At 46.2% G+C, this 23,197-nt stretch carries 21 protein-coding genes; 8 read left to right on the top strand and 13 right to left on the bottom strand.

The genetic code is table 11. The features are described 5' to 3' along the window. Window positions 1-25 precede the first annotated feature (25 nt). A complete protein-coding gene (locus M9196_RS05725; RefSeq protein WP_284677108.1) occupies window positions 26-1,375 on the top strand; it encodes an MATE family efflux transporter in 1,350 nt (449 codons plus the stop codon). 12 nt (window positions 1,376-1,387) lie between these two features. Continuing rightward, window positions 1,388-2,293, top strand: coding sequence for a LysR family transcriptional regulator (locus tag M9196_RS05730; protein WP_250616574.1), 906 nt, complete (start codon window positions 1,388-1,390; stop codon window positions 2,291-2,293). Between the two features lie 47 nt (window positions 2,294-2,340). Here the strand turns inward: M9196_RS05730 and M9196_RS05735 are convergent, their stop codons facing one another. Beyond that, the gene (locus M9196_RS05735) at window positions 2,341-3,186 is read right to left on the bottom strand and encodes a LysR family transcriptional regulator (protein ID WP_250616575.1); all 846 of its coding nucleotides are present in this window, start codon (window positions 3,184-3,186) and stop codon (window positions 2,341-2,343) included. 845 nt (window positions 3,187-4,031) lie between these two features. Here M9196_RS05735 and M9196_RS05740 point away from each other — a divergent pair. The 6 genes from M9196_RS05740 (at window position 4,032) to M9196_RS05765 (ending at window position 10,016) form a co-directional block, all read left to right on the top strand. Then, window positions 4,032-5,117, top strand: coding sequence for a porin (locus M9196_RS05740; protein WP_250616576.1), 1,086 nt, complete (start codon window positions 4,032-4,034; stop codon window positions 5,115-5,117). A 351-nt stretch (window positions 5,118-5,468) separates the two neighbouring features. Then, window positions 5,469-5,963 (top strand): hypothetical protein, encoded by a 495-nt coding sequence (locus tag M9196_RS05745; RefSeq protein ID WP_250616577.1) that lies wholly within the window; start codon window positions 5,469-5,471, stop codon window positions 5,961-5,963. Window positions 5,964-6,044: 81 nt separating this feature from the next. Further along, the gene (locus M9196_RS05750) at window positions 6,045-8,261 is read left to right on the top strand and encodes a protein-disulfide reductase DsbD family protein (RefSeq protein ID WP_250616578.1); all 2,217 of its coding nucleotides are present in this window, start codon (window positions 6,045-6,047) and stop codon (window positions 8,259-8,261) included. Continuing rightward, window positions 8,261-8,788: a protein disulfide oxidoreductase gene (locus tag M9196_RS05755; RefSeq protein WP_250616579.1), complete on the top strand. Its 528-nt coding sequence runs from the start codon at window positions 8,261-8,263 to the stop codon at window positions 8,786-8,788. Before M9196_RS05750 ends, M9196_RS05755 begins: the two co-directional genes overlap by 1 nt. Before the next feature lie 63 nt (window positions 8,789-8,851). Continuing rightward, window positions 8,852-9,622, top strand: coding sequence for a DsbA family protein (locus tag M9196_RS05760; RefSeq protein ID WP_250616580.1), 771 nt, complete (start codon window positions 8,852-8,854; stop codon window positions 9,620-9,622). Window positions 9,623-9,860: 238 nt separating this feature from the next. Then, complete coding sequence (locus tag M9196_RS05765) at window positions 9,861-10,016, top strand: hypothetical protein (protein ID WP_250616830.1); 156 nt, start codon at window positions 9,861-9,863, stop codon at window positions 10,014-10,016. Window positions 10,017-10,229: 213 nt separating this feature from the next. On the opposite strand, the gene M9196_RS05770 is transcribed toward M9196_RS05765, so the two are convergent. The 12 genes from M9196_RS05770 to M9196_RS05825 form a co-directional block, all read right to left on the bottom strand. Further along, window positions 10,230-11,453, bottom strand: coding sequence for a beta-ketoacyl-ACP synthase (locus M9196_RS05770; RefSeq protein WP_250616581.1), 1,224 nt, complete (start codon window positions 11,451-11,453; stop codon window positions 10,230-10,232). Next, on the bottom strand, window positions 11,450-12,175 hold the full coding sequence (locus M9196_RS05775; RefSeq protein WP_250616582.1) for a 3-ketoacyl-ACP reductase FabG2: 726 nt from the start codon (window positions 12,173-12,175) through the stop codon (window positions 11,450-11,452). The genes M9196_RS05770 and M9196_RS05775 overlap by 4 nt, the downstream gene beginning before the upstream one ends. Continuing rightward, window positions 12,172-12,636 carry a hotdog family protein gene (locus M9196_RS05780; protein WP_250616583.1) on the bottom strand — a complete coding sequence of 155 codons (465 nt, stop codon included), beginning with the start codon at window positions 12,634-12,636 and terminating at the stop codon, window positions 12,172-12,174. Before M9196_RS05780 ends, M9196_RS05775 begins: the two co-directional genes overlap by 4 nt. Continuing rightward, window positions 12,629-13,834, bottom strand: a complete 1,206-nt coding sequence (locus M9196_RS05785; RefSeq protein WP_250616584.1) for a beta-ketoacyl-[acyl-carrier-protein] synthase family protein — start codon at window positions 13,832-13,834, stop codon at window positions 12,629-12,631. The genes M9196_RS05780 and M9196_RS05785 overlap by 8 nt, the downstream gene beginning before the upstream one ends. Before the next feature lie 9 nt (window positions 13,835-13,843). Then, the gene (locus tag M9196_RS05790) at window positions 13,844-14,491 is read right to left on the bottom strand and encodes a DUF3261 domain-containing protein (protein ID WP_250616816.1); all 648 of its coding nucleotides are present in this window, start codon (window positions 14,489-14,491) and stop codon (window positions 13,844-13,846) included. Between the two features lie 14 nt (window positions 14,492-14,505). Further along, window positions 14,506-16,887, bottom strand: coding sequence for an MMPL family transporter (locus M9196_RS05795; protein ID WP_250616817.1), 2,382 nt, complete (start codon window positions 16,885-16,887; stop codon window positions 14,506-14,508). A gap of 4 nt (window positions 16,888-16,891) precedes the next feature. Then, on the bottom strand, window positions 16,892-17,473 hold the full coding sequence (locus M9196_RS05800) for an outer membrane lipoprotein carrier protein LolA (protein WP_250616818.1): 582 nt from the start codon (window positions 17,471-17,473) through the stop codon (window positions 16,892-16,894). A 64-nt stretch (window positions 17,474-17,537) separates the two neighbouring features. Next, complete coding sequence (locus M9196_RS05805) at window positions 17,538-17,990, bottom strand: acyl-CoA thioesterase (RefSeq protein ID WP_250616585.1); 453 nt, start codon at window positions 17,988-17,990, stop codon at window positions 17,538-17,540. Between the two features lie 72 nt (window positions 17,991-18,062). Then, window positions 18,063-19,601 (bottom strand): HAL/PAL/TAL family ammonia-lyase, encoded by a 1,539-nt coding sequence (locus M9196_RS05810; protein WP_250616586.1) that lies wholly within the window; start codon window positions 19,599-19,601, stop codon window positions 18,063-18,065. Beyond that, complete coding sequence (locus M9196_RS05815; protein WP_250616587.1) at window positions 19,585-21,348, bottom strand: glycosyltransferase family 2 protein; 1,764 nt, start codon at window positions 21,346-21,348, stop codon at window positions 19,585-19,587. The genes M9196_RS05810 and M9196_RS05815 overlap by 17 nt, the downstream gene beginning before the upstream one ends. 28 nt (window positions 21,349-21,376) lie before the next feature. Beyond that, a complete protein-coding gene (locus tag M9196_RS05820) occupies window positions 21,377-21,745 on the bottom strand; it encodes an ApeI family dehydratase (RefSeq protein ID WP_250616588.1) in 369 nt (122 codons plus the stop codon). Between the two features lie 36 nt (window positions 21,746-21,781). Continuing rightward, the gene (locus M9196_RS05825) at window positions 21,782-23,197 is read right to left on the bottom strand and encodes an AMP-binding protein (RefSeq protein ID WP_250616589.1); all 1,416 of its coding nucleotides are present in this window, start codon (window positions 23,195-23,197) and stop codon (window positions 21,782-21,784) included.

Here is a 23,197-nt window from a genome sequence, read left to right on the forward strand (position 1 = left end):
ATGCGGTGACTATGTTGAGATTGCCATGCCCTTATTCTCTCCAATTTTAAAGCTCATTCTGGAACGAACACTGCCGCTAACGGTAGGAATGTTTGCCATCATGTTAGTACAACTAGTGGATTCGGTTTTTATCGGCATGCTGGGGCTTGATGAGCTCGCGGTGCATGGCATTACTCTGCCTTTTCAGACGGCGATCATTGGCGTCCAAGTAGGAATTGGCGTCGCAGCAACCTCGATTATCTCACAAGCGTGCGGCGCCAAAAATAGAGAACAATCAACCTCGACGGCAACCATCACTCTATGGATGGGGACGGGCTTTATCTCGCTTGTGTGCGTCGGGTTTTGGTTACTAAAAGCACCGATTTTGAGTGTGTTTATATCATCAGATGTGACCGAACAACATTTGAGTACTCTGGCCGAGATCTTCTATCGTTATTGGCCTGTTTGGCTACTTAGTGCTGTGTCGGTGGCGGTACTTTATCTATTAACCTGTATATTTCGAGCCAATGGAGACACCAAAACGACCGGACGCATGTTTTTACTGGCAAGCATCATCAATCTTATCTTAGACCCCGTTCTTATGTTTGGGTTGGAGATGGGGATTATTGGTGCGGCGATAGCGTCGACGATTGGCTATGCTTGTTGTGCTGTCTATATGTTTATTAAAGCACGGCGGTGGGGTTGGTTAAACGCTCTTTCCTCGTGTTTTTCTACCTTACGCTTTGTTGCTGAGTTAGCACGAATGAGCGCGGCGACGATCGTGAACCAGTTGCTTCCTTCGGTGAGTGCTTTTATATGTATGATGCTGATATCGAGAATCAGTACAGACTCGATTGCGTTTTGGAGTTTGTTAGCCCGATTAGAGAGCTTCTTACTGGTGTTTACGCTGGCTCTCACTATGTCAGTCCCGCCAATGATTGGGCGTTACCTAGGTGAGAATGGCCAAGGTAAGATTGGTCAGGTGTTGTCTTCTGCGAGTCAATTCCTGATCTTGTTTCACCTTGTGATGGCATTGGTACTCGCGTTGTTGTCTCCTTGGCTCATTCCTCTTATCAGCAATGAAGAGGTCATACAGAACTGGTTTATCGTTGCGGTCTGGGTTATGCCGTTTAGCTACGCACCTCTTGGGTTATGCATGTTGGTGGTATCGGTATTGAATGCACTTGGTGAACCAAGTCAGGCACTTAGAGTTTCTATGGCTCGATTATTCCTATTCTATGTGCCCGCAGTTTGGGTGGGTGCATCAATAGGGGGCATTCTCAGTGTGGTGTACGCGGCGAGCGTTGCTAACATCTTGGCTGGGGTTTATGCTTGGTTTAAGTTGAAAGAAGTCATTAACGCACCAGTCACGACAGCACAACGTATTGAAATATAGGGGATTTTTATAATGAATATTGAGCACCTGCGGCTATTTTTGCGTATTGCATCCACACATAACATCAGCCAAGCAGGTAACGAATTAGGTTTGTCCGCACCGGTCGCCAGTATGCATATCAATAAACTGGAAGAAAGTATTGGTGCGAGGCTGATTCATAGAACCACCCGTAAAGTCTCACTGACTGAAGAGGGCGAAACACTACTGCCTTATGCTGAAGAGATCATCAGCACTGTCGATGCTGCACAAGCAACGGTAGGTTCAGGAAAAGTGTGCCCGAAAGGAACCGTAAGGATCACGGCCCCCGCATCCTTCGGTCGAATGCATTTAATGCCTGCGTTAAAAGGCTTTCTCGCTCAATATCCTGAACTCTCAGTCGATATTCGCCTTTCAGATTCAATGGTGGACTTAGTCGAAGGTGGCTTTGATGTCGCTATTCGTAATGCCGACTTAAAAGATTCTACCTTAATCGCTAAAAAGCTTGCCTCTGATAAGCGCATTATGTGTGCATCTCCTGACTACATTGCAACGCATGGTACACCGACACATCCATCTGAACTTAAGCAGCATACATGTATCAATCATGCTGGCCTTGAGTCTTGGACATTTGATACACCGGAAGGTGTGCAGCACGTTAAAGTGAAAGGGAAAATTAAGGTCGACCACGGCGAAGCGGTAAGAGACGCAGCTGTTGATGGGATGGGTATTGCCATGTGCGCTACATGGATTGCCTATCAACATCTAAGAGACGGAAGCTTGGTCCAAGTGCTTGATGAGTATGCCTTGATTGATAACTCGGCGATTTGGGCGGTTTACCCAAGTTCAAGATTGCTCGCGCCTAAGGTGCGAGCCTTTATTGATTATTGCTCTGAATACTACGGTAACCCACCTTATTGGGAGTTAACTGAATCTGACTAGTGCGACCCAAGTACGCTCTATGAGCCATCGGTGCATTGCCATCACAATTATTGGTATTGATTGTTTTGAATAACCGAGCGCAACGTATCTCGAACGTGTTGGTGATCAGTATCATTGATAAAACGTCGGTGATAGATCATACGATAATGGACATTTCGGAGCTCTAGTGGGATATCAAACACCTTTAAATTAAGCATAGGTGCCATGTGGTTGGCTAAAGATAGAGTAGATGCACCAAGAAGGTTTGTTGTCGCCGTGAGTGACAACATACTAGAAACGGAACCGGTTTCTGCCTTGATATTTCTTGATGTGATGGGCTTTTCGGCCAGAAAATCCATCATATTGACTTGGTTACGGCGTATTTTCAGCGCAATATGACCCATTTCAAAATACTGCTCATAAGAGAGGCTATCTCCTATCTCTGGATGATCCTTGCGACAGACGCAAACGGCGGGTTCGTTGAAGATATCTTCTACAATGTGCGATTGGCTTTTACTCGTCGCAAAGTCGATAGCTAAGTGCACTTTTTGTGAATCTATATCCGCGAGTATCTGCGATTCACTTAATGGTGCTTCAATAAAAGATAATCCGGGTAAATCGCAAACTAAGTGCATTAGGCTTTCAGCGCAGTACACTTTGGTGATTTCTTGCTTCTTCTCGATGGTTTCAAGAATGGCCAGGGGCGTCTCTATCTTATCTGCAAGCGAGACTGCTGCGCCCGTCGGCGCGATACCTCTTCCCGACCGGACGAATAGAGCTTTGCCAACGACGGCTTCCAGCCTTTTGAGCGCCGCGCTAACGGCAGGTTGCGTCAGGCCCAGTTCTTCAGAAGCTAAAGTAATCGAGCGATGTCGATAGACGGCGTTAAACGTAGAGAGAAGATTGAGATCCATAACAATCTGATATATTGGATGATGTTTTCTATCCTAGCAGAGCGTAGAGGCCTGTCAATTTAACTATTATTGGTGGGCATGCTTCACAATATCCTTGGAAATCATTCTTACTCTTTGCCATGAATAAAGCCTGAGCCGAAACGTTGGCTAGTCTTTTCCTAGTCCGAATAAGACAGAGTAAAATGAAACGGTCTAAGTTCGCATAATGGCATTTTATTGCGAGTAATCGTTAGATGATGAAGAGATATTGATGTCAGAGGTAGGGGTATTAAATGTATTCACCATCGGTCAATTATACAGAGTCTATGCGAGTGTATATTAGTATCTAACTACGGTGTTAATTTATAAAATGTTATTGCATTTCTTAATTTATTAAAAAAGGTTTGGATTTTATTTAGCGTTGTATGCGGCAATATACGTGATCGTAATTATTGTGATGCTTGTCTTGAAATGGATTAAAGCTGGAGATTATGACAGAGAATCAAGATAGCGATCACTATGCGTTATTGATAATTGTATATAAACTGGGCGTACTTACTCACATGAAGATACAATAAATGTCGCACTTACTATCTGCAATCGAGCTTTGTGTTTTGCGTAATTGTCTCCAGTTATCATTTTGGTACAACCAAGATTATCGACTCACTCACGATCATCCTACTGACTAACACTCGTTAGTGCTTTGTGCTGCCTGCACAAAGAGCTTTACAAACTTTTACGGATACTTCAGCGATTCAATGATTAATTTGAAGCGTTACGTTTGTATTGTTTGAAATAAATATTTTCTCCTGTGGCTCAATAAAAATTGGGCACGTACCCCTGTACTTGAAATTTGGAAAATAATAATGAAACTAAATATTCTAGCGACAGCTATTGCTGCTTTTTGTGTAAGTTCTCAAGCTACGGCTTATACAGTCTATGAAGATGATGTTAATAAGTTTGATATTGGCGGTGCATTTGTTGTTGATATTTTTAAACCTACTTCGGATATGGATGCTATTTTTTATACTAGCCGTTCTACATTTAATCTGGCGTTTGAAAGAGACTTAGGTAACAACTGGTCCAGTGACGTGAAATTGGAGTGGGATAACTTTTTAAACGCACCGTCTTCAGGCGTTGGTCATAATGGTGATAACTTTCGTAATCGGCTTGGTTATATCTCGTTAAATAATGAGTCACTAGGTAGCATCCGTATTGGTAAGCAGTGGTCGGCATACCATGATGTCGCCAAGTACATGGATAATTTGATCATCATCGATCCCGATGCGACGCCAATTTACAGTGATGGCCGTGATGGTGGCTTCTTAGCAACAGGACGTGGTGATAATCTTGTGGCGTATCGTAATACGTTGGGTGGGCTGAACCTTTCTGCGCATTATGGATTTGGCAGTAGCAGCGAAACCTCGGACATTGACCGTGATTATAACGTTGCAGCCGCAGCAAGTTACGACTTCGACTCGGGTGTGAGTCTTGGTGCGACGTACTTACAAAACAAGGTGTATGTAGACAATAATGCGCCAGTCATGAATCTAAAGGATGGCGACACTCAAGACGCGATTTCAGCAGGTGCTCAGTACGCTCAAGGTCCACTAAAAGTGGCGGCCATGTACACCCAAGGCACTAAGGTACACAAAGCCGGTTTACTTGGACATTCTGATTTAGAGTATGCGGATGCGAACGGTATTGATGTTTATGCTCACTACATGTTTGATATCGGCCTTCGTCCTTATGCTTATTATTCTAACTTAGATTTTGATGACTCCGAAGCAGGTGTGACGGGAGATAGACAGGTTTATGCGTTAGGTTTGACCTACCATTACAGCCCGAAAATGATGGTGACCGCTGAGTTTAAACGCAACGTGGTCGATGATTTGGCTCTAGGAAGTGTTAGTGACAATGGCGGCGGTTTTAACGCCATCTACGCGTTCTAGTATCGATGTTATAAGGCGAACAGCAATGAGTTCGCCTTATTTTCTAGAGGAGCATTATCGATATATTGAACGTAAAGGTAACGATCGGCACTGGGTACCGGAGTGCAGTGAAATCCCTTCTTGTATATTGTTAGCAAATACAAAAAGGCGAAAAATTCACTAGAGTTACGGGTTGAGGTTCTCTACACTGTTTGCCGAATGCTGTTAGCTTGCCGGTCTTTCAGGGACAATGCGTTGCTATCAGTGTTTGCAGCTAATGGCGATCGTAGCGAGTGAATGCTCGTAAGTAATGAGTAATCGTCGCTAATATTGGTCATGTTTTGGCATTGAATAGACGGTAAAGAAACCATTTTGACGCAACGTTTTTTCTCTGATTTTCGAGAGAAGTCATTACACAAAAAAGCAAAATTCGCTTTGACCTTAACGGTTTGGGTGCTGTTTGTGTGTTTGATGCAAAATAGTGGTGTTTTGAAAGTGTGTTCGTTGCCGACGGGTATGAGTGGCGTATCCACGGTTGGAACGGCGCCTGCTCACCTTCAGAAAAATATGAACACTACGCTGCACGCGCGTTCCCTGAGTGGTTTGTCACCGGATAGCGCACAGTTAACGGATACAACCTCGTCGAGACAAACTGGCGATCAGCAAGCGAATGAAGAGTGTCACCTATCTAGCCAGTTACTGACTTTCCATATCTTTGATCTTGATAGCCTTTGGCTGATTACTCTTGTTGTAATGGTTCTCGCTCTGGGTGTTTACCGTGTTCAGCGAATCCCGTTTACCCCTTTTACCGAGCCTATTTTTAGTCGTTATCGGATCCACCTCCGGCACTGCACTTTTCAAGAATAGCGATTCCAAAAATAAACAAACATTTCCGTATTGGGTTGTTAACTACGCCCGACACGTTGTCATTTTATTTTAGGAACATTAATGAAAAAACGAAACGAATACCCACGTTCAGTAGCGCAACTACTGGCGTCATTTGTGTTTGGTCTTTGGTTTTTGAGTACATTAGTACTCAGTCCTTTGGCATTAGCCAATTCCTCTTCTTTGCCTGTAGTCCAAACCTTAGTCAGTCATGATATCGAGGCCAAGTCGCAGGTACATCAGCAAGCCGTCGCCGAAACAGGGTGGCTCACCAATGATTTCCATTCCCATGTTGAAACGCGAGTAGTACTGACCGGGCAAGTTGATGAGCAAACTAGAACCGTTGAAGGCTTTTTAGAAGTTCGTTTATCCGGTGACTGGAAAACGTATTGGCGCTCTCCCGGAGAAGGGGGGATTGCCCCGTCAATGGATTGGCAGGCATCGAGTAACGTTAAAGCGATAAACTGGGAGTGGCCTTATCCTCATCGTTTTGAGCTCTTAGGTTTAGAGACGCTAGGCTACAAGCATGATGTGACTTTTCCTCTTCATATTGAAGTGAACGATCTTGATACACCAGTGAGGTTGTCTGCGACGGCAACGATTTCCAGTTGTACAACCGTGTGTGTATTAACCGACTTCCCAATAGATCTGACGTTCACGCCTAGTGAATTGACAGTGTCAGATACCGCTATGTATCAATATGCGCAAGCGATGAGCTTAGTCCCGAAAAGCTCACCGCTGATCGATGACATTGAGGCGGTTTGGGATGCATCTCGCCAAGCGTTACAGGTGACGGTGATGAACTCAAGAAGTTGGAATCAACCGGATCTGTTAATTGATAGCCTCGATGAAGCCGTTGAAGATTATTCATTTTTATCGCCCACGATTCATGTCGAAGGCGAAAAAGCCGTCGCGACGTTTAAGGTGACGAGTTGGTTAGGGGACCCGGATTTAGAATCGCGTTCGATTTTAATTACCATGATCGATGAAAACTTGTTGGCGGAGCAGGCTGTGACGGTAAAGAGTGGTGTTATTACCGATAATGATACCTCGAATTCTTTATCTTCTGCGTCAATGGTATCGATGCTTGGTTTTGCATTACTGGGCGGCTTGATACTCAACATTATGCCTTGTGTGTTCCCGGTGTTAGGGATGAAATTGAGTCATGTTATCTCTGCGGCAACGTCTGAGAAAAAGCAAGTACGTGCTCAGTTTGTTGCTTCATCAATGGGAATCGTTACGTCATTTTTGCTACTGGCCTTGTTTATCACTGCGTTGAAATGGTCGGGGTCGAGCATTGGCTGGGGGATCCAATTTCAAAGCGGTGGCTTTATTGCCTTTATGGTGCTGATTACCGGCTTGTTTGGTGCCAATATGCTGGGGTTATTTGAGCTTCGGTTACCGAGTTCAATGAACACTTGGATGGCAACAAAAGGCGATAACTCTTATATCGGTCATTTCGTGCAAGGTATGTTTGCCACACTGCTGGCCACCCCGTGTTCTGCACCATTTTTAGGTACAGCAGTGGCGTTTGCACTTGCGACTAGCACTGGTGCCACGTTCGCAATCTTTACCGCTCTTGGTTTAGGGATGGCGTTGCCGTGGATTCTTATCGCGCTGTTTCCCAGTTTGGTGTCGTGGTTACCTAAGCCAGGAGCGTGGATGAATCGAGTGAAAATCGTATTCGGTTCGATGATGTTGTTGACGTCGACTTGGCTAATGTCTTTGCTAAGCCATCACCTACCGCCATTTTGGGTTGGAGTATTGGCATTGGCGGCGCTGGTATGGTTATTTTTGCGCGTTAAAGCCTGTTATGGCGATAAACCTGCGTTATTGCTCGGTGGTGTGAGCATTATGGCGCTGGCGGGCGGGCTAATGATTGGCAGTATGACTGCCGACCGCTGGGCAACACCATTGCCTCCTGAACCTGACTGGGTGGCGCTGTCCACCACGCGGATTGCCGATGAAGTGGCAGCAGGGAACACGGTTTTTGTCGACGTGACGGCCGATTGGTGCATTACCTGTAAAGCCAATAAAATTGGGGTCATTCTTCAACCTCCGGTTTATGACACTTTGCAACAAGCTGATGTGGTTGCGATGAAGGGGGACTGGACCACGCCAAGTGACGACGTCACTGCCTTTCTTCGTTTTTATGGTCGATACGGTGTGCCTTTTAACATTGTGTTTGGCCCCAATGCCCCTGAAGGCATCCCTTTGCCTGTCATTCTCACCGATGACGGTGTGCTCAATGCGATTTCTAAAGCGCAAGGTGAACCGTAATGTGGTCACGTAAAAAATCGGATAAGGCATCAGTCAAAGGTTGGCGTCGGCATGTGCGCGAGTGGGGGACGATAGCCGTTGTTATGGTGTTAGTGACGATAGCTGTTGACCATTATCGCACTCGTGATATGCCTCAAATAGACTTACCAGCATTAAGTGGTGAGACGCTAGATGGTCAGTGGATTGATGTCGTCGAACAGAGTAAACAGGCGCCAGTTATTGTTTATTTTTGGGCAACGTGGTGCCCGGCATGTAAGTTTGTCACGCCAACTATTGATTGGTTTGATGGTCCTTATAGCGTGGTCGGCGTGTCGACCATGTCGGGGTCAGATGCTCGAGTGAGTCACTTTATGGCCGGGCAAGATAAACACTTTTCGAACATTAATGATCCCAAAGGGCAACGAATGCGTGAGTGGGGAATTACGGCAACGCCCACCATTGTGATTATTAAAGATGGAAAAATAGCATCAACAACGACAGGTGTGACGACACCAATGGGCTTATTTGCTCGTTTGGTCATGCTTTAAATAACGATCAAGATTGAGTCTCTACATGTCGTGACGATGTCACGATATTTAAATGGATAACTAATGATGAATAACGCAATCGAAAATACAAAATACACCGTCATGAAGACAATCAAGCCTTTCGTGACCTTAGCTCTGCTTGCTGTAGTGAATGCCCCAAGCCTCGCCGCTACAGTGGCGAACGAGACCAACACCAAGATTGAAGAGATCACTCAAATGCTGCAGGAAAATCCAGAAGTAGTGGATAACTTGCATCAGAGTCTCATGGCATTTATTGCACAACAGCAAGGAATAGTGACAACATTACAGCGCTATCAACCTCATGTGAATAGCGCCGCCCATAGCGCGTTTGGTGCCATGGACGATCCGCAATTGACGATCATCAACGTGACGGATTACAACTGCCCTTACTGTAAAAAGCTGGATCGTGAACTGGAAAAATTGGCCAAAGCGTACCCACAAATTAAAGTGGTGAATATTTATACGCCACTTAAGGAATATAATGGCCCGCTTGAATACAATACCGCAAGTTACGCGTTGAATGTGTGGCGAAACATGCCAGACAGTTATCAACAAGTGCATGACCTATTGGTGGCAAACCCTAGAATGCATAGTGAACGCACCATGAAAGCGATAGCCGAGAAAACCGGTACTCAAAGCCAGCTTGTTCAGTCAAAGGTGTCTGATGAATTGTTGGAGCGTAACCAACAGTTTTTCAGTGATTTAGGCTTACGTGGCACGCCTGCGTTAGTGATTAATGATCAAATTATCCCAGGTTATCTGCCATACCCAGAATTAGAGAAGGTACTGAAAGCGCAGCTTAATCCGTCGTAGAAGTTAAGGCGGTGTTGGAATACCGCCCTAATACAGCAACATGTTTTAGGGCGGTAATTTGAGCAAGTTTAGGTGACGAAATGTGTCATGCTGATGTTATCTATTCTATCTCGATGGCGTTGCTAACGAGTTTAATATTCCGCTCGTAATTTAACAGCCCTTTTAAGTATCTAGCTAGCTAGTCATAACAGGATCGAAGCTTGTATAATTTTCAACAAATCCACCACTGAAGATGAGAGTGCAAAAGAATATGAGAAAGCACTATACCGTTGAGGGTAACAACCACACCTACCCAACACTTGCGCTTTGCGATCGTTGCGTGAAAGACTATGTTGTGATCAGTGAGGGCGAACGCACATACGATGACTGTGAAAAATGTGGGGAGGATGACTAGCGCCACCTCAACGACACGATGCGTGCCGACTTTTTCTAAGGATTTCGATGGTTGAACTCGCGAGGGTTGCTTAGCCATTGCCAAGGGAAGAAATAATCGGCTCTTGGGCTTTAGAGTGGGAAGATAATCTATCCATACTGGCAATGGGTTGCCAGTATGGATAGTAAACCAGTATGGATAGTAAGATTGGTTTGATTAGCAAGAAGCCAAACGTTAAATTTTCTTAAAAATAAGAGAAGTATTAATGCCACCAAATGCGAAGTTATTGCTCATTAGGTACTTAGCATCCAGTTCACGGCCAGAGCCGGTAATGTAGTCTAGTCGACCGCACTGTTCATCAAGTGATGTTAGATTTAGGGTTGGGTTGAACCAGCCGCTGTGCATCATTTCCAAACTTAACCACGCTTCAATAGCACCACAGGCACCTAGCGTGTGACCAAAATAACTCTTAAGAGAGCTAATTGGCACTTCGCCAAAGACGTTCGCCGTCGCATTACTTTCAGCAATGTCGCCGCGTTCGGTTGCGGTTCCATGGGCGGAGACGTAATCAATTTTTTCTGGTGATAGGTTGGCATTTTGCAGCGCCATTTCCATGCATATTTGCATGGTTTCCATTTGCGGCTGAGTCACATGGGCGGCATCACAGTTACTGGCAAAGCCAATAATTTCTGCATAAATGGTTGCGCCACGAGCGACAGCATGTTCGTACTCTTCTAACACTAACGTGCCAGCACCTTCACCAATGACCAGACCATCGCGGTTTGAATCATAAGGGCTAGGGGTGGTTTTTGGCGCGTCATTTTTTAGGCTTGTGGCAAACAAGGTGTCAAAAACAGCGGATTCAGTTGGACAAAGCTCTTCACCACCGCCAGCAACCATGACGGTTTGATAACCGTGTTTTACCGCTTCATAGGCGTAACCAATCGCTTGGCTACCAGAGGTACATGCGCTGCTGGTGGGAATAACCCGTCCTTTAAGTCCAAAAAATAGCCCCACGTTAACGGCTGTGGTGTGCGGCATCATTTGTACATAAGTCGTTGCGGTAATCGCACGGGTACTTTTTTCGTTAAGCATGACCCCAAAAGCGCCAATTGCATCGGTACTGCCGGTTGAAGAACCGTAGGCGATACCGGTTTGTCCATTGGTGAGTACATCCTGACCAAGAAGACCGGATTGAATTAGGGCATTTTCCGTGGCAACGGTCGCCAGTTTGGAAACGCGGCCCATGCCTCGCACTTGCTTACGTTTGTAGTGCTTAGGCAATTCGAAGTGATCAATCGGTGCGGCTAATTTGGTATTTAGCCCATCATATTGCTCGTATGAAGGCATATATTGCGTCGCATTTTCACAGGCACGAAGTTTTGGCTCAACCGACGCCCAGTCGTTACCAAAAGCGGTAACACCCGACATACCGGTGACGACAACACGACGGTTCATACTAGACCTCCGTTAACGGAAATAACTTGTCGGGTGACATAAGAAGCGATATCTGACATTAGGTAGCTAACCAGTCCTGCAACTTCTTCCGGCTCGCCCATGCGACGAAGTGGGATTTGTGGCATGGCGTGCTCTTTGACATGTTCATCAACCATACCTGTATCAATTAGGCCAGGAGCCACACAGTTGACAGTGATTTTACGTTTCGCGAGCTCAAGTGCGAGTGATTTCGTTGCGCCAATGACGCCAGCCTTTGCTGCACTGTAATTGGTTTGTCCGCGGTTACCCATGATGCCGGAAACGGAAGCGAGTGTGACAATTCGTCCCCCTTTGCGTTTTTGCACCATTGGCATCACACACGGGTGAAGGACATTGTAAAAGCTGTCTAAATTGGTGTGAATGACGCCATCCCACTCTTCTTCTGTCATTGCAGGGAACGCGGTGTCTTTTGTGACGCCAGCATTATTAACGACACCGTAGTAGGCGCCATGCTGCTCAATATCGGCTTCTAAGCGCTCACGACATTGTTGACGATTACTGATATCAAACTGAATTAATCGCCCGCTACCACCATTTTCTTCGATGGTTTCAAGAGTGTTCAAAGCACCTTGTTTATCACCCATGTAATGCACAGCAATGGTGAAGCCATCGCCAGCGAGTTGGATAGCAATCGCTTTGCCGATGCCTTTACTGGCACCAGTGACTAAAACTTGTCGGCTCATTGAGAGTTCCTATTTTTCATTTCTTCTAATTTTTGTTCTGACGGCACATACACATTGAGTTGGCAGGAGGCGATGGTGTCTCCCTTCAATTCTAGGCGGGCTGAAAATACCGCCATGCCACTATCTTCAATTACTTTTTCTGCATGGATATCAAGTGTCTGACCTTGCTTGAATGTGTCATATTCTACTTGATATCGGCGACTCCCCAATAGGAACCCAACAGGTGGCGCTTCGCCTTTTTGTTTGGCGTGATACCCAGACCATGCAGCAACGGACTGTGCCATGAATTCGATACCGACATAGGCGGGCATTGATTGCGTTTCTGCGTCGAAGAACAGATGGTGATCGCCAATATCGACTTGGCAGTGAACGGTTTCACTTTGAATATCGATGACACGATCGACTAAGATCATCGGGTCATCGTGGGGAAGTAGCTGATCAATGGTTGGAAAGCTAGTCATTCCATACTCCAAAAATTAAGCTGATATTATTGCCACCAAACGCGAAAGAGTTACTCAATATCGCACCACCATTAAGCTTGATGTCGGTTTCGACTAAAGTGATCTCGATGTCACTGGCTTTGTTTTGGCAATGTTGTTTAGGTAATAGCAAATCATAGTTCAGTATATACCAAGCAATGGCGGCTTCAGTGGCACTGGCGGCCCCTAGCGTATGTCCGGTCAAGGGCTTAGTTGAACTAACTGGAACCGATTGCCCAAATACACGGGCGATGGCTTTACTTTCCATACGATCATTTAACGGTGTCGCGGTGCCATGTGCATTGATATAACCGATGTCTTCTGCAGATAAGTGTGCATCGATAAGCGCTTTTTGCATGGCTTGTTCCGCGCCATTACCCTCAGGGTGAGGCGCTGAAATGTGGTGTGCGTCTGAACTGTCACCGACACCTAATAAGGCAATATGTGCCTTGGAAGCGGGGCTAGGCGTTGTAGATAACAGCATAAAGGCGGCAGATTCGCCGATATTGATACCATTACGATCTTCATCAAAAGGGCGGCATAAGCGACTTGATAGCGCTTCTAAGCTATTGAAGCCATTGAGGGTTAAGGCACAAAGCGTATCTACTCCTCCAACGATGACGGCGTCAACCAGTCCGGATTTTAGTAATCGCTTAGCACTAAGAAATACACGACCGCTTGATGAACATGCAGTAGAAATAGAGTAGCAGGGGCCGCTGATATCAAAATACTGGGCGATAAAGTCGCTGCAGTTCCCTAATTCTTGCTTGCTGTAATGGAAGTGAGATGGGAATTCGCCACTCGCTAATTTCGCGGTGTACGCCGATTCGCCATCAGAAATACCTGAGGTGCTGGTGCCTACGATGACAGCCACTCGATCTGCCCCGTACTGAGTGATGGCTTCTTGTACCTTGGCTTCGATTTGCTGCATCGCTGAAAGGGCGAGACGATTGTTTCTTGAGTCATACTGGGTCAAATGTGAGGGCAGGCTAGGGAGATCCTCGATAACTCGACCCACTACCGTCGCTCCGCCGGTATTAAGTAGCCCTTCGGCATGGTCCATGTGTGAACAATCACGCAATGACAAACATTGTTGAATGCTTGCAGGCGTGTCACCTAATGCGGAGTGAAAGCCGCACGCATGGATAAATATTGGTGTTGGGGAATTGGTTTGCTTCATGCCTGCGTATTATTTGTCGTTGAGTTTAAAATTGAGCGTTTGGATTACGATTGAGTACCCTAATTGCTGATGGTCAAAATGAATTTTACCCTGTAATGGTTCGTTATGATCGTAACGAATAATGATAACGGGAGTGCCTGTGTCGTCAATAATTTGACGTTGACCTTCGGTGTCTATGATACGCCACTTTATCGCATTTAGTGGGGCTTCCCAAGCATTTTTCGGCCAGAGCGTTATCATCAAATTAAATAAAATCTGTTGTGGTTCGGGTAGGGTATTTTCTAGTCCGTTCAACACGTTGGCTTTAATGTCATTGTTTTGGTAAGTCAGTGACATGATGCGTGTGCCCCAAGACGAGAAACCCGCCAAAACGACCTTTTCTTCATCAACTTGCAATTGGACGGGTAGCTGCGAGGATTCGCTGCCCTTTTCGCTCTGCCAGGTGGCGTTAATTAGCTGACTAGCAGAGAGTTGATACCCAAGTTCGGCAGGGGAGGGTAACGCAACGGTGGTTCCAGGTTTTAACTGTACTTGTGTCGATACAGTTTGCGGTTTTAGTGCGCAACCGGCAACGTTGCTCAAGAACAACAGCGTGATTAAATATTTTACAAACTGTCTTCCTAATGGCGTCACGTAAGTAGTACCAGTGTTTATCATTGCTTTTAGCGACATTATTGCGAATCCTTATTTTCATTTTGGACTAGGTCAATCGCAAGTGGGGAGAGCAACCAAGCAATGAAAATACCAGTAAGAACGGTGATACCAAAGCTGTGAATGGCATGCGTATCGCTAAGTGATAATAACCCGAAGGACAATAGCGTGGTTATCGCCGATAGCGTAATGGCGAGCAAGGTGCTGTGGCAGCGTTGCTGCTCGGCAAAAAATAGCGTGTAGTCAATACCGATACCGATGATTAATACCAATGCGAGCAAATTAAATAGGTTCAACTCGCTACCTGTCGCCGCTGTGACGGCGAGGCCTGCTAGGCAAGCGATGAGTGATGGGAGTAAGATTCGAATAGCTCGTGTAACGCCATATCGCCATACTAATATTACGGCAATGGCGAAGGTAGCTAACGCAAGAAGCTCCATGATTTTAATGCGATATTGACCAAACAGTTCTGACACTTCTTCGGCTTTATTAAGATAAGTAATTTGTGGCTCTTGCTCAGCAAGAGCTTTGACGACAGCGTTGTCGCTTATATCCTTGAGCAGAATGACCGAAGCGACCTGTCCTTCAATTTCACCAAGGTAAAGAAAACGCAATGGTTCAGAGACGGGGTGCTGAAGGTAGTCCGGTAAGGTGATAAGGGTAGGTTGCTCGGCGATGTTGGGCATGCTAGCAAGGTGCAACGCCTTGGCTAATGCCTCTCCCTGGTCAAGATATAATGACTGGATGAGCGCGAAGTCTTCCACCTGTCTTTGTTGGGACGGCAGGTAGCGGTGTAGGCTTTGGTAGCCACTGATTATTTGCGTGTCTTGCCAGCGGTTGAGTTGTGATTCTAATGACTCTAACGATTGCAATAGCGCTTCGTTGTCGTCGGCGGTCACGACTAACATCTGTTGAGACGATTGCATGCCCGTTAAGGTGGCAATAAGGGTTTCTTGCTGTTTTAGTCCAGCTGGCATGGCTTGTAGCTGATGGATATCATCGTTGTAACGTACGTGAGTAATGGCAAGTAAACTGAGCAGTAGAATACCACTTGGTAAGCCCCAAGATACGAACCGGCTTTGCCATGTGGCAAGCCATAGTTGACTCAGATTTTGACCGGGTAATCGACGTGGCTTACTTGGTGAACGCGCTAAAATAGGGTACCACGCGACGACAGTCGCATACGCAGAGATGAGCCCTATGGCAGAAAATAATGCTAATTGCTGCAAGCCTGGGAAAGGAGCGATAAAGAGCCCTAAATAACCGATTAAGCTGGTCATTAACCCCAATGTGATTGCAATGAAAATGTGTTTGAGCCCTTTCAGACTATCCCATTTATTGCCCGCCGCGAGTCGGTCGGTGAGAAAGTGAAAGGCGTAGTCAATCGACACGCCAATTAGACTCGCCCCAAATACCAAACTAAATAAATGGACACGGCCGAATGCGAATGTTGTGACTGCCATGGCAACCAGTAAGCCTACTGAGACCGAAAGTAAGGCGAGCGCGAGCGGGGTTAAGCTGCGAAAAACCACGGCGATGAGCAGTACCACCCCCAATAATGAGAACACGCCGATAGTGCTGATTTCAGATTTGGCACTTCGTGTACCAAAGTCGGCGTAAAACAACACCCCTGTATGTGCCACCTCCACTTGATAGTGTTGGGTCAGGTTTTGCTGCCACTGTTCAATAAGTGGCACGGCTTGTTGTGCATGTATGCTATAGGGTGAATCATTGATTTCAGCAGTAATAAGCAAGTAGGTCTTGTCTTGATATTGGGTAGTTAAATAGCCGTTTGTTAACCCAAATGAAGACGAAGAATGACTAATTTGACTTAGGTAGTCACGAAACAGTAAAAAGGGATCATTAGCGAGTTCTTGACCCGTCACACCTGCAAAGGGGTTATATACCGATTGGATAACGCGCTGTGTTTGTGCACTTGGATTATTCTCAAGTCTCGTTCGCTGCGCTGGTGTTAATTGTTGCCAACGATGCTGGAAATAATATTGAGCCCATTGTTGTTGCTGCTTGGCATCAATTTCAGCGGTGATAGTAGCGAAGTAGCCGCTGTTTTTGAGTTGACTGGTAAAGGTCTGAGCGGCCTGATACAGCGCGGAACTATCGCTGTCTTTATTAGTGTCCGTCTCCTGCTCTTTATTAGTGGTATCAGCCGAGAGCACAAAGACCACTTTGTCACTCATACTCGTGGTGACTTTATCAAATGCACTTTCTGCAATAGGGTTTTGCTTGTTGACCGGCAGTAACTTAAGAATATCGGTTTCAATAGGGGAAACCGCACTGAAGCCCCATTGTTTAATAAGCAAAAGCGTCGCAAGTGCCACAACTCCTAACCATAATGCGGCCAGCTGATGTGAACGAGTTTTGTTAAAGCGGTGACTAGTCATTTGGCTAGAATTGGAACTGGGCTTGTTCGGCATCCGTTAGGCTCTTTGGTTGATAGCGTTGATGACTAAACGTAATGTCAGTTTTGTCGCCACGAATTTCTTGTAGAGTTAAGCGTTCAAGATCGTCTTTTCCGCTAATGGTGATGTTGTCAAACACCGCGTTGAGTGGCGCTGCAATAGGTGTTAAAACCAAGGACCATTGGCCTTGGGACGCGCTAAGCTGCATGTCAAACTGCTGCTCCAACTCTTGGGTATCACCATGAAATACCGCGAGAAATATATGGCTAAAATAAAATGCCATAGGGTTGTCTTTTGCCGTGACTACCTGTGCGGGCTGATCGGCAAAGGTTTGACGTAGTTTGTCTTTTGTTAACACCAACTGGACAGAGAATGGCACTTGTTGATGCCATAAAAGCCCATTAGCTTTGTCCAGTGTGAACTGCCCTGATGAACTAAGAGGCTGATCAAACATCGCAATATGGCGCTGCTGCTGAAAGTCGCCTCGCACTAGATCGTGCTTTGCCAGTTGCTGTTGTAAGTCAGCTAGGCTATTCACTTGCGCCCATGATAAGGGAGATAACAGCATAAGTAGCGCAACGGTAAGATGACGCCATGTTGTTCTAGCGTGCAGGCGACCAATTACTGGAAGATTATTCGTCATGAGCTAAGTGTCCATGTTGATGCCAATGTTCGACTTTTTCGATAAACACGCGAGGGGAGGCAAAACACATCTCCTCGGATTCAATTGCGACCGCGACTTGAGTTGTGTGGGCTTTACACATTCGAGTGCCGTTGCTCGCATCGTAAATCACATAGTCGACCCGCAGGCGATTCTCCCACTCAGTGAGCTGAGCCGTGACGCGAATTTCATGATTAAACGGAATGGCTTTGACGTATTTCACGCGGGTATCAATGATTGGCCAAGCAAACCCAGAGGCTTGCATGGCGCGATAATCATAACTAATTTTGCTCATCAATACTCGACGCGCTTCTTCGAAGAATCGAAAGAAGTTGCCGTGATAGATGACGCCCATAGGGTCGGCGTCCTGAAAAGAGGTCACGAGTGAAACCTCAGCCGTGAGCGGATGTGCGATGTCAGTCATAACGTTTCCTAACGGTTAATCCGTGGTACTTAATATCGGGGCACTTAATGCCTAGTACTTAATACCTAGTACTTAATACAGCGACCAATGACGCTGTTGAATGCGCGTCATAAAGTGACGTAAATCAGCTTCTAATGGACGATCTTCAATCACCATTTCGAATTCACTTAATATGGAATCGCGAATCGCTTTCAGGTTGTCACTCATGTGATGTTCATCGAGCTCATTATGTCGTTTTCTAAGCTCAATCGCTTGTGTTCCTGCGAGTAACGAGGCTGCAGCAACTTGCTCAGTCAGTTCCAAGACACGTAAACAGTCACGCGCGGCAATCGTGCCCATGCTGACTTTGTCTTGGTTATGGCATTCGGTAGAGCGCGAAAATACACTCGCAGGCATGGTGTGTTTTAATGCTTCTGCTGTCCACGCTGAAATACCGATTTGCACCGCTTTAAAGCCGTGGTTGATTGGCTTACGGTCACCTTCTGCACCCGTCAGGTTATACGGCAAACCATTATTAAACTTGTAGTCCATCAATTGCGCCATTTGGCGATCCAGTAGATCAGCGAGATTGGCGACGCCAGTTTTTAGGGTGTCCATTGCCATTGCAATATGACCGCCATAGAAGTGACCACCGTGCAAAACACGCTCGTTATCGCCATCAATAATAGGGTTGTCGTTAGCACTGTTAAGCTCGTTTTCGATCAACTGACGTAGCCATGGCAACGAGTCTTGAACCACGCCAATAACATGAGGCGCACAGCGAAGTGAATATCGGTCTTGTAAGCGATCACTGTTACGAGGTGGTCGTTCGGCTTGTAGATCATCACGCAGCCATGCCGCAATTTGTTGTTGACCTGGATGGGGTTTAACGGCAAACAATGCTTCATCAAAATGGAAATCATTACCATGAATGCCGACTGAGACCATAGCGGTGATCTTTGTGCACAATTGAGCCAGATATTCTGCTCGTTTAAAAGCTAAACACGCCAGCGCCGTCATGACTGAGGTGCCGTTCATTAACGCTAGTCCCTCTTTTGGCTTAAGCGTGATGGGCTTGATGTCTAGTGCTTTGAATACTTCTTCTGTTGGGCGAATTTCACCTTTATACAGCACTTCACGCTCACCAATAAGAGCGGCTGCTAGGTAGGAAAGCGGCGTGAGATCGCCACTGGCACCAACCGATCCTTCTTGCGGGATTCTTGGTGCGATATCGTGATTGATCAGTGTGGTGATTTGATTTAATAGATCATGGGAGACGCCAGACATGCCTTGAGAAAGCGAACACAAACGTGTTGCTAAAACGGCGCGTGATTGTTCGTGGCTCAGGTTGTCACCCAACCCACAACCATGGAATCGTGTTAGGTGCAGAGGTAACTCATCAACAAGGTGCGGCGGAATAGCGACGGTACATGAATCTCCATAACCGGTCGTCACGCCGTAAATCACGCCTTCTTCTTTCAATAAACGCTCTAGAAACGCTACGCTTCTATCTATTTTGGCGACGTAGTCCGGAGAACGATTCATGCTTGCGGATGCGCCAGCCGAAATGGCGACCACATCTTCAATGGAGAGGTGCTCAGCACCAAAAGTAATATTAGTGTTCTTCGTCATGATCTTTACTTAACGTCCAAAAGTTGAAAAAGTTATACCACTGCAGCGGCGCTAGCATAGCGTAGTGCTCCAAGCGTGCCGCGTAACGTTGTACTACGTTCTCCAATGCGGCTTGCCGTGTATTGCGTGGTAAGGCTATTTTGTCACTAAAGTGCTCAAAATAGACATTAAAATGAGGGTTTGCTTGGTTATCATCGCGAAGACCAAACATGAGATAAACCGGTGCTTTAAGTACTGATGCCAGCATAAATGGCCCTTGAGGGAATGGCGCGGGTTTATCGAGAAAATCAGCCCAAACACAACGCTGTTCTTTGCTGGTGGAAGTGCGATCGCCAACAATCACCACCCATTCCCCTTGTTCGATTTTTTGCTGCAACAAGATAGCGGTGTCAGGGCCCATATGGCTGACCTGAATAAGATTGAGCTCTGAGTTCGGGTTCACGGCTTTCATCACAGCATTAAAGCGTTCGGCGTGTTCAGTAAATACCAGTGCATTGATTTTAATATGGCTATAGCGACGACTGAGTGCCCGACACAGCTCTATATTACCAAGGTGCGAGCCCAGTAACAGCACGCCTTGCTTGTTATCAATGAGCGGTTGAAATTGCTCTTGGCCGTGAATAGTTAGGTTGTCGAGTGAAAAATCACCTTTCCATGCCGCAAGTTTATCTAACATCGTATGGCCAAAAGACAACAAATGCTGCTGGCTAGTGAGATTGCTTGGCAAAGCAAGACCGCGACTGTCGGCATAGTCGGTTAATTGCTGTAGGTACTGCTCGGATGCATGACGAGCGCGCTGATTCGTTAAATGATAATAACCAATCACAAGTGGCAAGATGAGGTTAAATGCTCGTCGCCCTAACACCTTGTAGATCCATAACAACGTATTGATACCCAATACCGTACCGCGTTCTTTCTGTGTTGACCAATGCGTCGCGGTGGCGGGTGTGTCGCATTCGCCAAGAGGTGGGCTTGTAACGGGTTTAGACGGTTTAAAATGACGAGCAACCAGTTTAGGTATTCTCGGCAACATACCGAAAAATAGTTTAGTGTGCATCTTACTGATTTTGACGTTGTCCCAAAGCGCATCGAAGTGAGAAATGCCACCTTCTGGGTACATGACGCGAGTGTCGATAAATTGAATGTCGCAGCCTTCCCAATACATGCGAACCAAAATTTCAATATCGAAATCCATTCGGCGGCCAATGCGAACCTTATCAAGTACGTTGACGGTTTGTATAACAGGGTAAGATCTAAACCCACACATGCTATCTTTGATATCAAATGACAGAGTTTCGACCCACACCCAAAAGTGAGTGACATAACGACCGTAAAGGCGAGATTTTGGCACGCTGCTGTCATAGACAGGTTTGCCCGAAATAAGCGCATTCGGTTGGGCTTGAGAGGCGTTGATCAGAGAAGGTAGTGATTCAAGATCATGTTGACCGTCTGAGTCAATTTGAATGGTGTGGGTAAAACCAAGAACCTTTGCTTGACGAATGCCGGCCATCACCGCGCCACCCTTACCTTGATTGGTTTCAAGGGTAATAAGCGTCACATGTTGTTGTTTGGCGACTTGGGCCAATATCTCTTTTGTTGTCAGATTACTGCCGTCATCAACTAATAAAACAGGGTAACCAAACTCCGTCAGTGAGTGAATGACATCCGCTATGGTATCACCATGATTGAAACAGGGGATAAGAAAGCAGGGATTGTAGCCACCGTTGGCTGATTCGCTATCACTCATGAGGTCTGTGGGTTCTCTTTTTAGCGTGTTAGTCACAAGGTGTGCCTAGCTTCATTTTTCCTGAGGAGTGGACGATGCCGTCGTCGCCTGACACTGAGCTGTATTTGAATGCTAGCTTTTGCGTCTCGTCATTCCAATGTAGTGACAGTGTGATAATGGCATCAGGTAATATAGGCTCTTGAAATTTGATCACTTCCATCCCTTTGAATGCGCTGGGTACCTTGAGCAGCTCGACAGCATAGTAGAGCGCCCAGTCTATTTGAGTCACGCCGGGTAGCAAGGGGAAGTCAGCAAAGTGACCGCAAAAGTCAAGAATATCCTCATCAACTTGCAGGCTTAGCGTCGCACAAGGCGATTGTACATCAGATTGTAAAACGGTCGGTTTTCTTTTTGTCATTGTCGTGTCGGTATCAGTCGCGTGAATGTAAAGGGTCTATGCGTTCGGGGTAGGCGAGTGCGTTTCACTAAATAACGACTCTAACTCCGAGAGCTGCCGTTTTCCTTGGCTATTTAGAGGGATATCTTGAACCACTCTAAAGCGACGTGGAATGGCAATAGGTTCTATCCATTGTCTTAGTTCAGAACGCAGCTGAAGCCAAAATTTGCCTTTACCTATGCTTTCAAGTTTACATTGCCCAGCTTGTGACAACACGATAGCGGCATTCAGGGATAATCGTTGTTCACTTTGAGCAGAGAATACCGCACTTTCACAAATCCAGTCGAGTTGATCCAAGCGCTTCTCTATTTCGACCAATGAAATTCGCTTTTCTTCGATCTTAATAATACGATCTGTACGTCCCTTTAGTTCAAATCGTCCATCACTATGCAAGACACAGGCGTCTGCTGTCTGATACCAACTTTCAGGATCAATATGTGGGGACTTTAATCGCAGGCAGCCTTCTTGGTTGAGTTCGGCCTTGACTCCGGGAAACAGTCGCCAATATTCATCTGCAGTGTGCTGCTGCTTAAACGCAATTCCCCCTGTTTCAGTACTGCCATAGACTTCAATTGGTAAGTGAGAAAAAAGGGAGTGAGCCTGTTGCGCAGCTTGATATGGCAAAGGTCCACCGGAAGAGAATAGCGCGCGATAGGTTGCCAAAGATGTTTGTGTAGAAAGCCGTTTGAGTAATGCTGGGCTGCTAATTAACACGCAGTTTTCGGACGCATGGCTCATGACCTGTTCTGGGTATTCAAGGTTTTGGCAGGCAAAGGCTCGTCCGCTGCACAAAGGCCAAAGCACACGAAATAGTAAGCCATAAATATGTTGATGAGAGACGGTACTTTCAATCATACAGTTTTTTAAATCGGTTCCCCAAACCGACTCTAAGATGGCAATTTCGGTATTCAGAAGCTGCAAGGTTTTGCTGATTGCTTTTGGCGTGCCACTCGAGCCGGAGGTAAATAGCACCACCTTGGTCGCATTGAGATCAAGAATAGCAAAGGTCTTGATTGAGTCTTGCTGACTGTTCACGCCAATGGAGTGACAGGGACGGCCTGCGATCGGCTCAACACCGTCGTCATGCAGCAAGAGATCAAATTGGCAAGCCAGCTCAGCAAGTGCAGCTGGTTGGTAATTCCCCGGTAAGATCAGAGATTTTCCACTATGACAGATAGCGAGCAACCCGACAGCAAAGCGATAGCTATCTTGTGTGCATAAGGCAATGCGCTGAGCTGGAAAGGTGGAAATTCGTTGTAGGGTGGCAGTGACATCACGCTGCAGTTGCTGCCATGTCCATTGATGCGTGCCATCGAATGCGACGACGTGATGTTTGTCGTGTGTTGCATTCAATAGGTGTGCAAGCGACTGAAGTTGGGTTGAAGCGATGTTCGCTTGAAGGTGGGACGACAT

The organism is Vibrio methylphosphonaticus (assembly GCF_023634655.1).
GTDB classification, from domain to species: domain Bacteria; phylum Pseudomonadota; class Gammaproteobacteria; order Enterobacterales; family Vibrionaceae; genus Vibrio; species Vibrio methylphosphonaticus.

Coding starts and splice junctions, on each gene's coding strand:
- M9196_RS05725 (WP_284677108.1), top strand. CDS start 26: ATGCCCTTATTCTCTCCAATTTTAAAGCTCATTCTGGAACGAACACTG.
- M9196_RS05730 (WP_250616574.1), top strand. CDS start 1,388: ATGAATATTGAGCACCTGCGGCTATTTTTGCGTATTGCATCCACACAT.
- M9196_RS05735 (WP_250616575.1), bottom strand. CDS start 3,186: ATGGATCTCAATCTTCTCTCTACGTTTAACGCCGTCTATCGACATCGC.
- M9196_RS05740 (WP_250616576.1), top strand. CDS start 4,032: ATGAAACTAAATATTCTAGCGACAGCTATTGCTGCTTTTTGTGTAAGT.
- M9196_RS05750 (WP_250616578.1), top strand. CDS start 6,045: ATGAAAAAACGAAACGAATACCCACGTTCAGTAGCGCAACTACTGGCG.
- M9196_RS05755 (WP_250616579.1), top strand. CDS start 8,261: ATGTGGTCACGTAAAAAATCGGATAAGGCATCAGTCAAAGGTTGGCGT.
- M9196_RS05760 (WP_250616580.1), top strand. CDS start 8,852: ATGATGAATAACGCAATCGAAAATACAAAATACACCGTCATGAAGACA.
- M9196_RS05770 (WP_250616581.1), bottom strand. CDS start 11,453: ATGAACCGTCGTGTTGTCGTCACCGGTATGTCGGGTGTTACCGCTTTT.
- M9196_RS05775 (WP_250616582.1), bottom strand. CDS start 12,175: ATGAGCCGACAAGTTTTAGTCACTGGTGCCAGTAAAGGCATCGGCAAA.
- M9196_RS05780 (WP_250616583.1), bottom strand. CDS start 12,636: ATGACTAGCTTTCCAACCATTGATCAGCTACTTCCCCACGATGACCCG.
- M9196_RS05785 (WP_250616584.1), bottom strand. CDS start 13,834: ATGAAGCAAACCAATTCCCCAACACCAATATTTATCCATGCGTGCGGC.
- M9196_RS05790 (WP_250616816.1), bottom strand. CDS start 14,491: ATGATAAACACTGGTACTACTTACGTGACGCCATTAGGAAGACAGTTT.
- M9196_RS05795 (WP_250616817.1), bottom strand. CDS start 16,887: ATGACTAGTCACCGCTTTAACAAAACTCGTTCACATCAGCTGGCCGCA.
- M9196_RS05800 (WP_250616818.1), bottom strand. CDS start 17,473: ATGCTGTTATCTCCCTTATCATGGGCGCAAGTGAATAGCCTAGCTGAC.
- M9196_RS05805 (WP_250616585.1), bottom strand. CDS start 17,990: ATGACTGACATCGCACATCCGCTCACGGCTGAGGTTTCACTCGTGACC.
- M9196_RS05810 (WP_250616586.1), bottom strand. CDS start 19,601: ATGACGAAGAACACTAATATTACTTTTGGTGCTGAGCACCTCTCCATT.
- M9196_RS05815 (WP_250616587.1), bottom strand. CDS start 21,348: ATGAGTGATAGCGAATCAGCCAACGGTGGCTACAATCCCTGCTTTCTT.
- M9196_RS05820 (WP_250616588.1), bottom strand. CDS start 21,745: ATGACAAAAAGAAAACCGACCGTTTTACAATCTGATGTACAATCGCCT.
- M9196_RS05825 (WP_250616589.1), bottom strand. CDS start 23,197: ATGTCGTCCCACCTTCAAGCGAACATCGCTTCAACCCAACTTCAGTCG.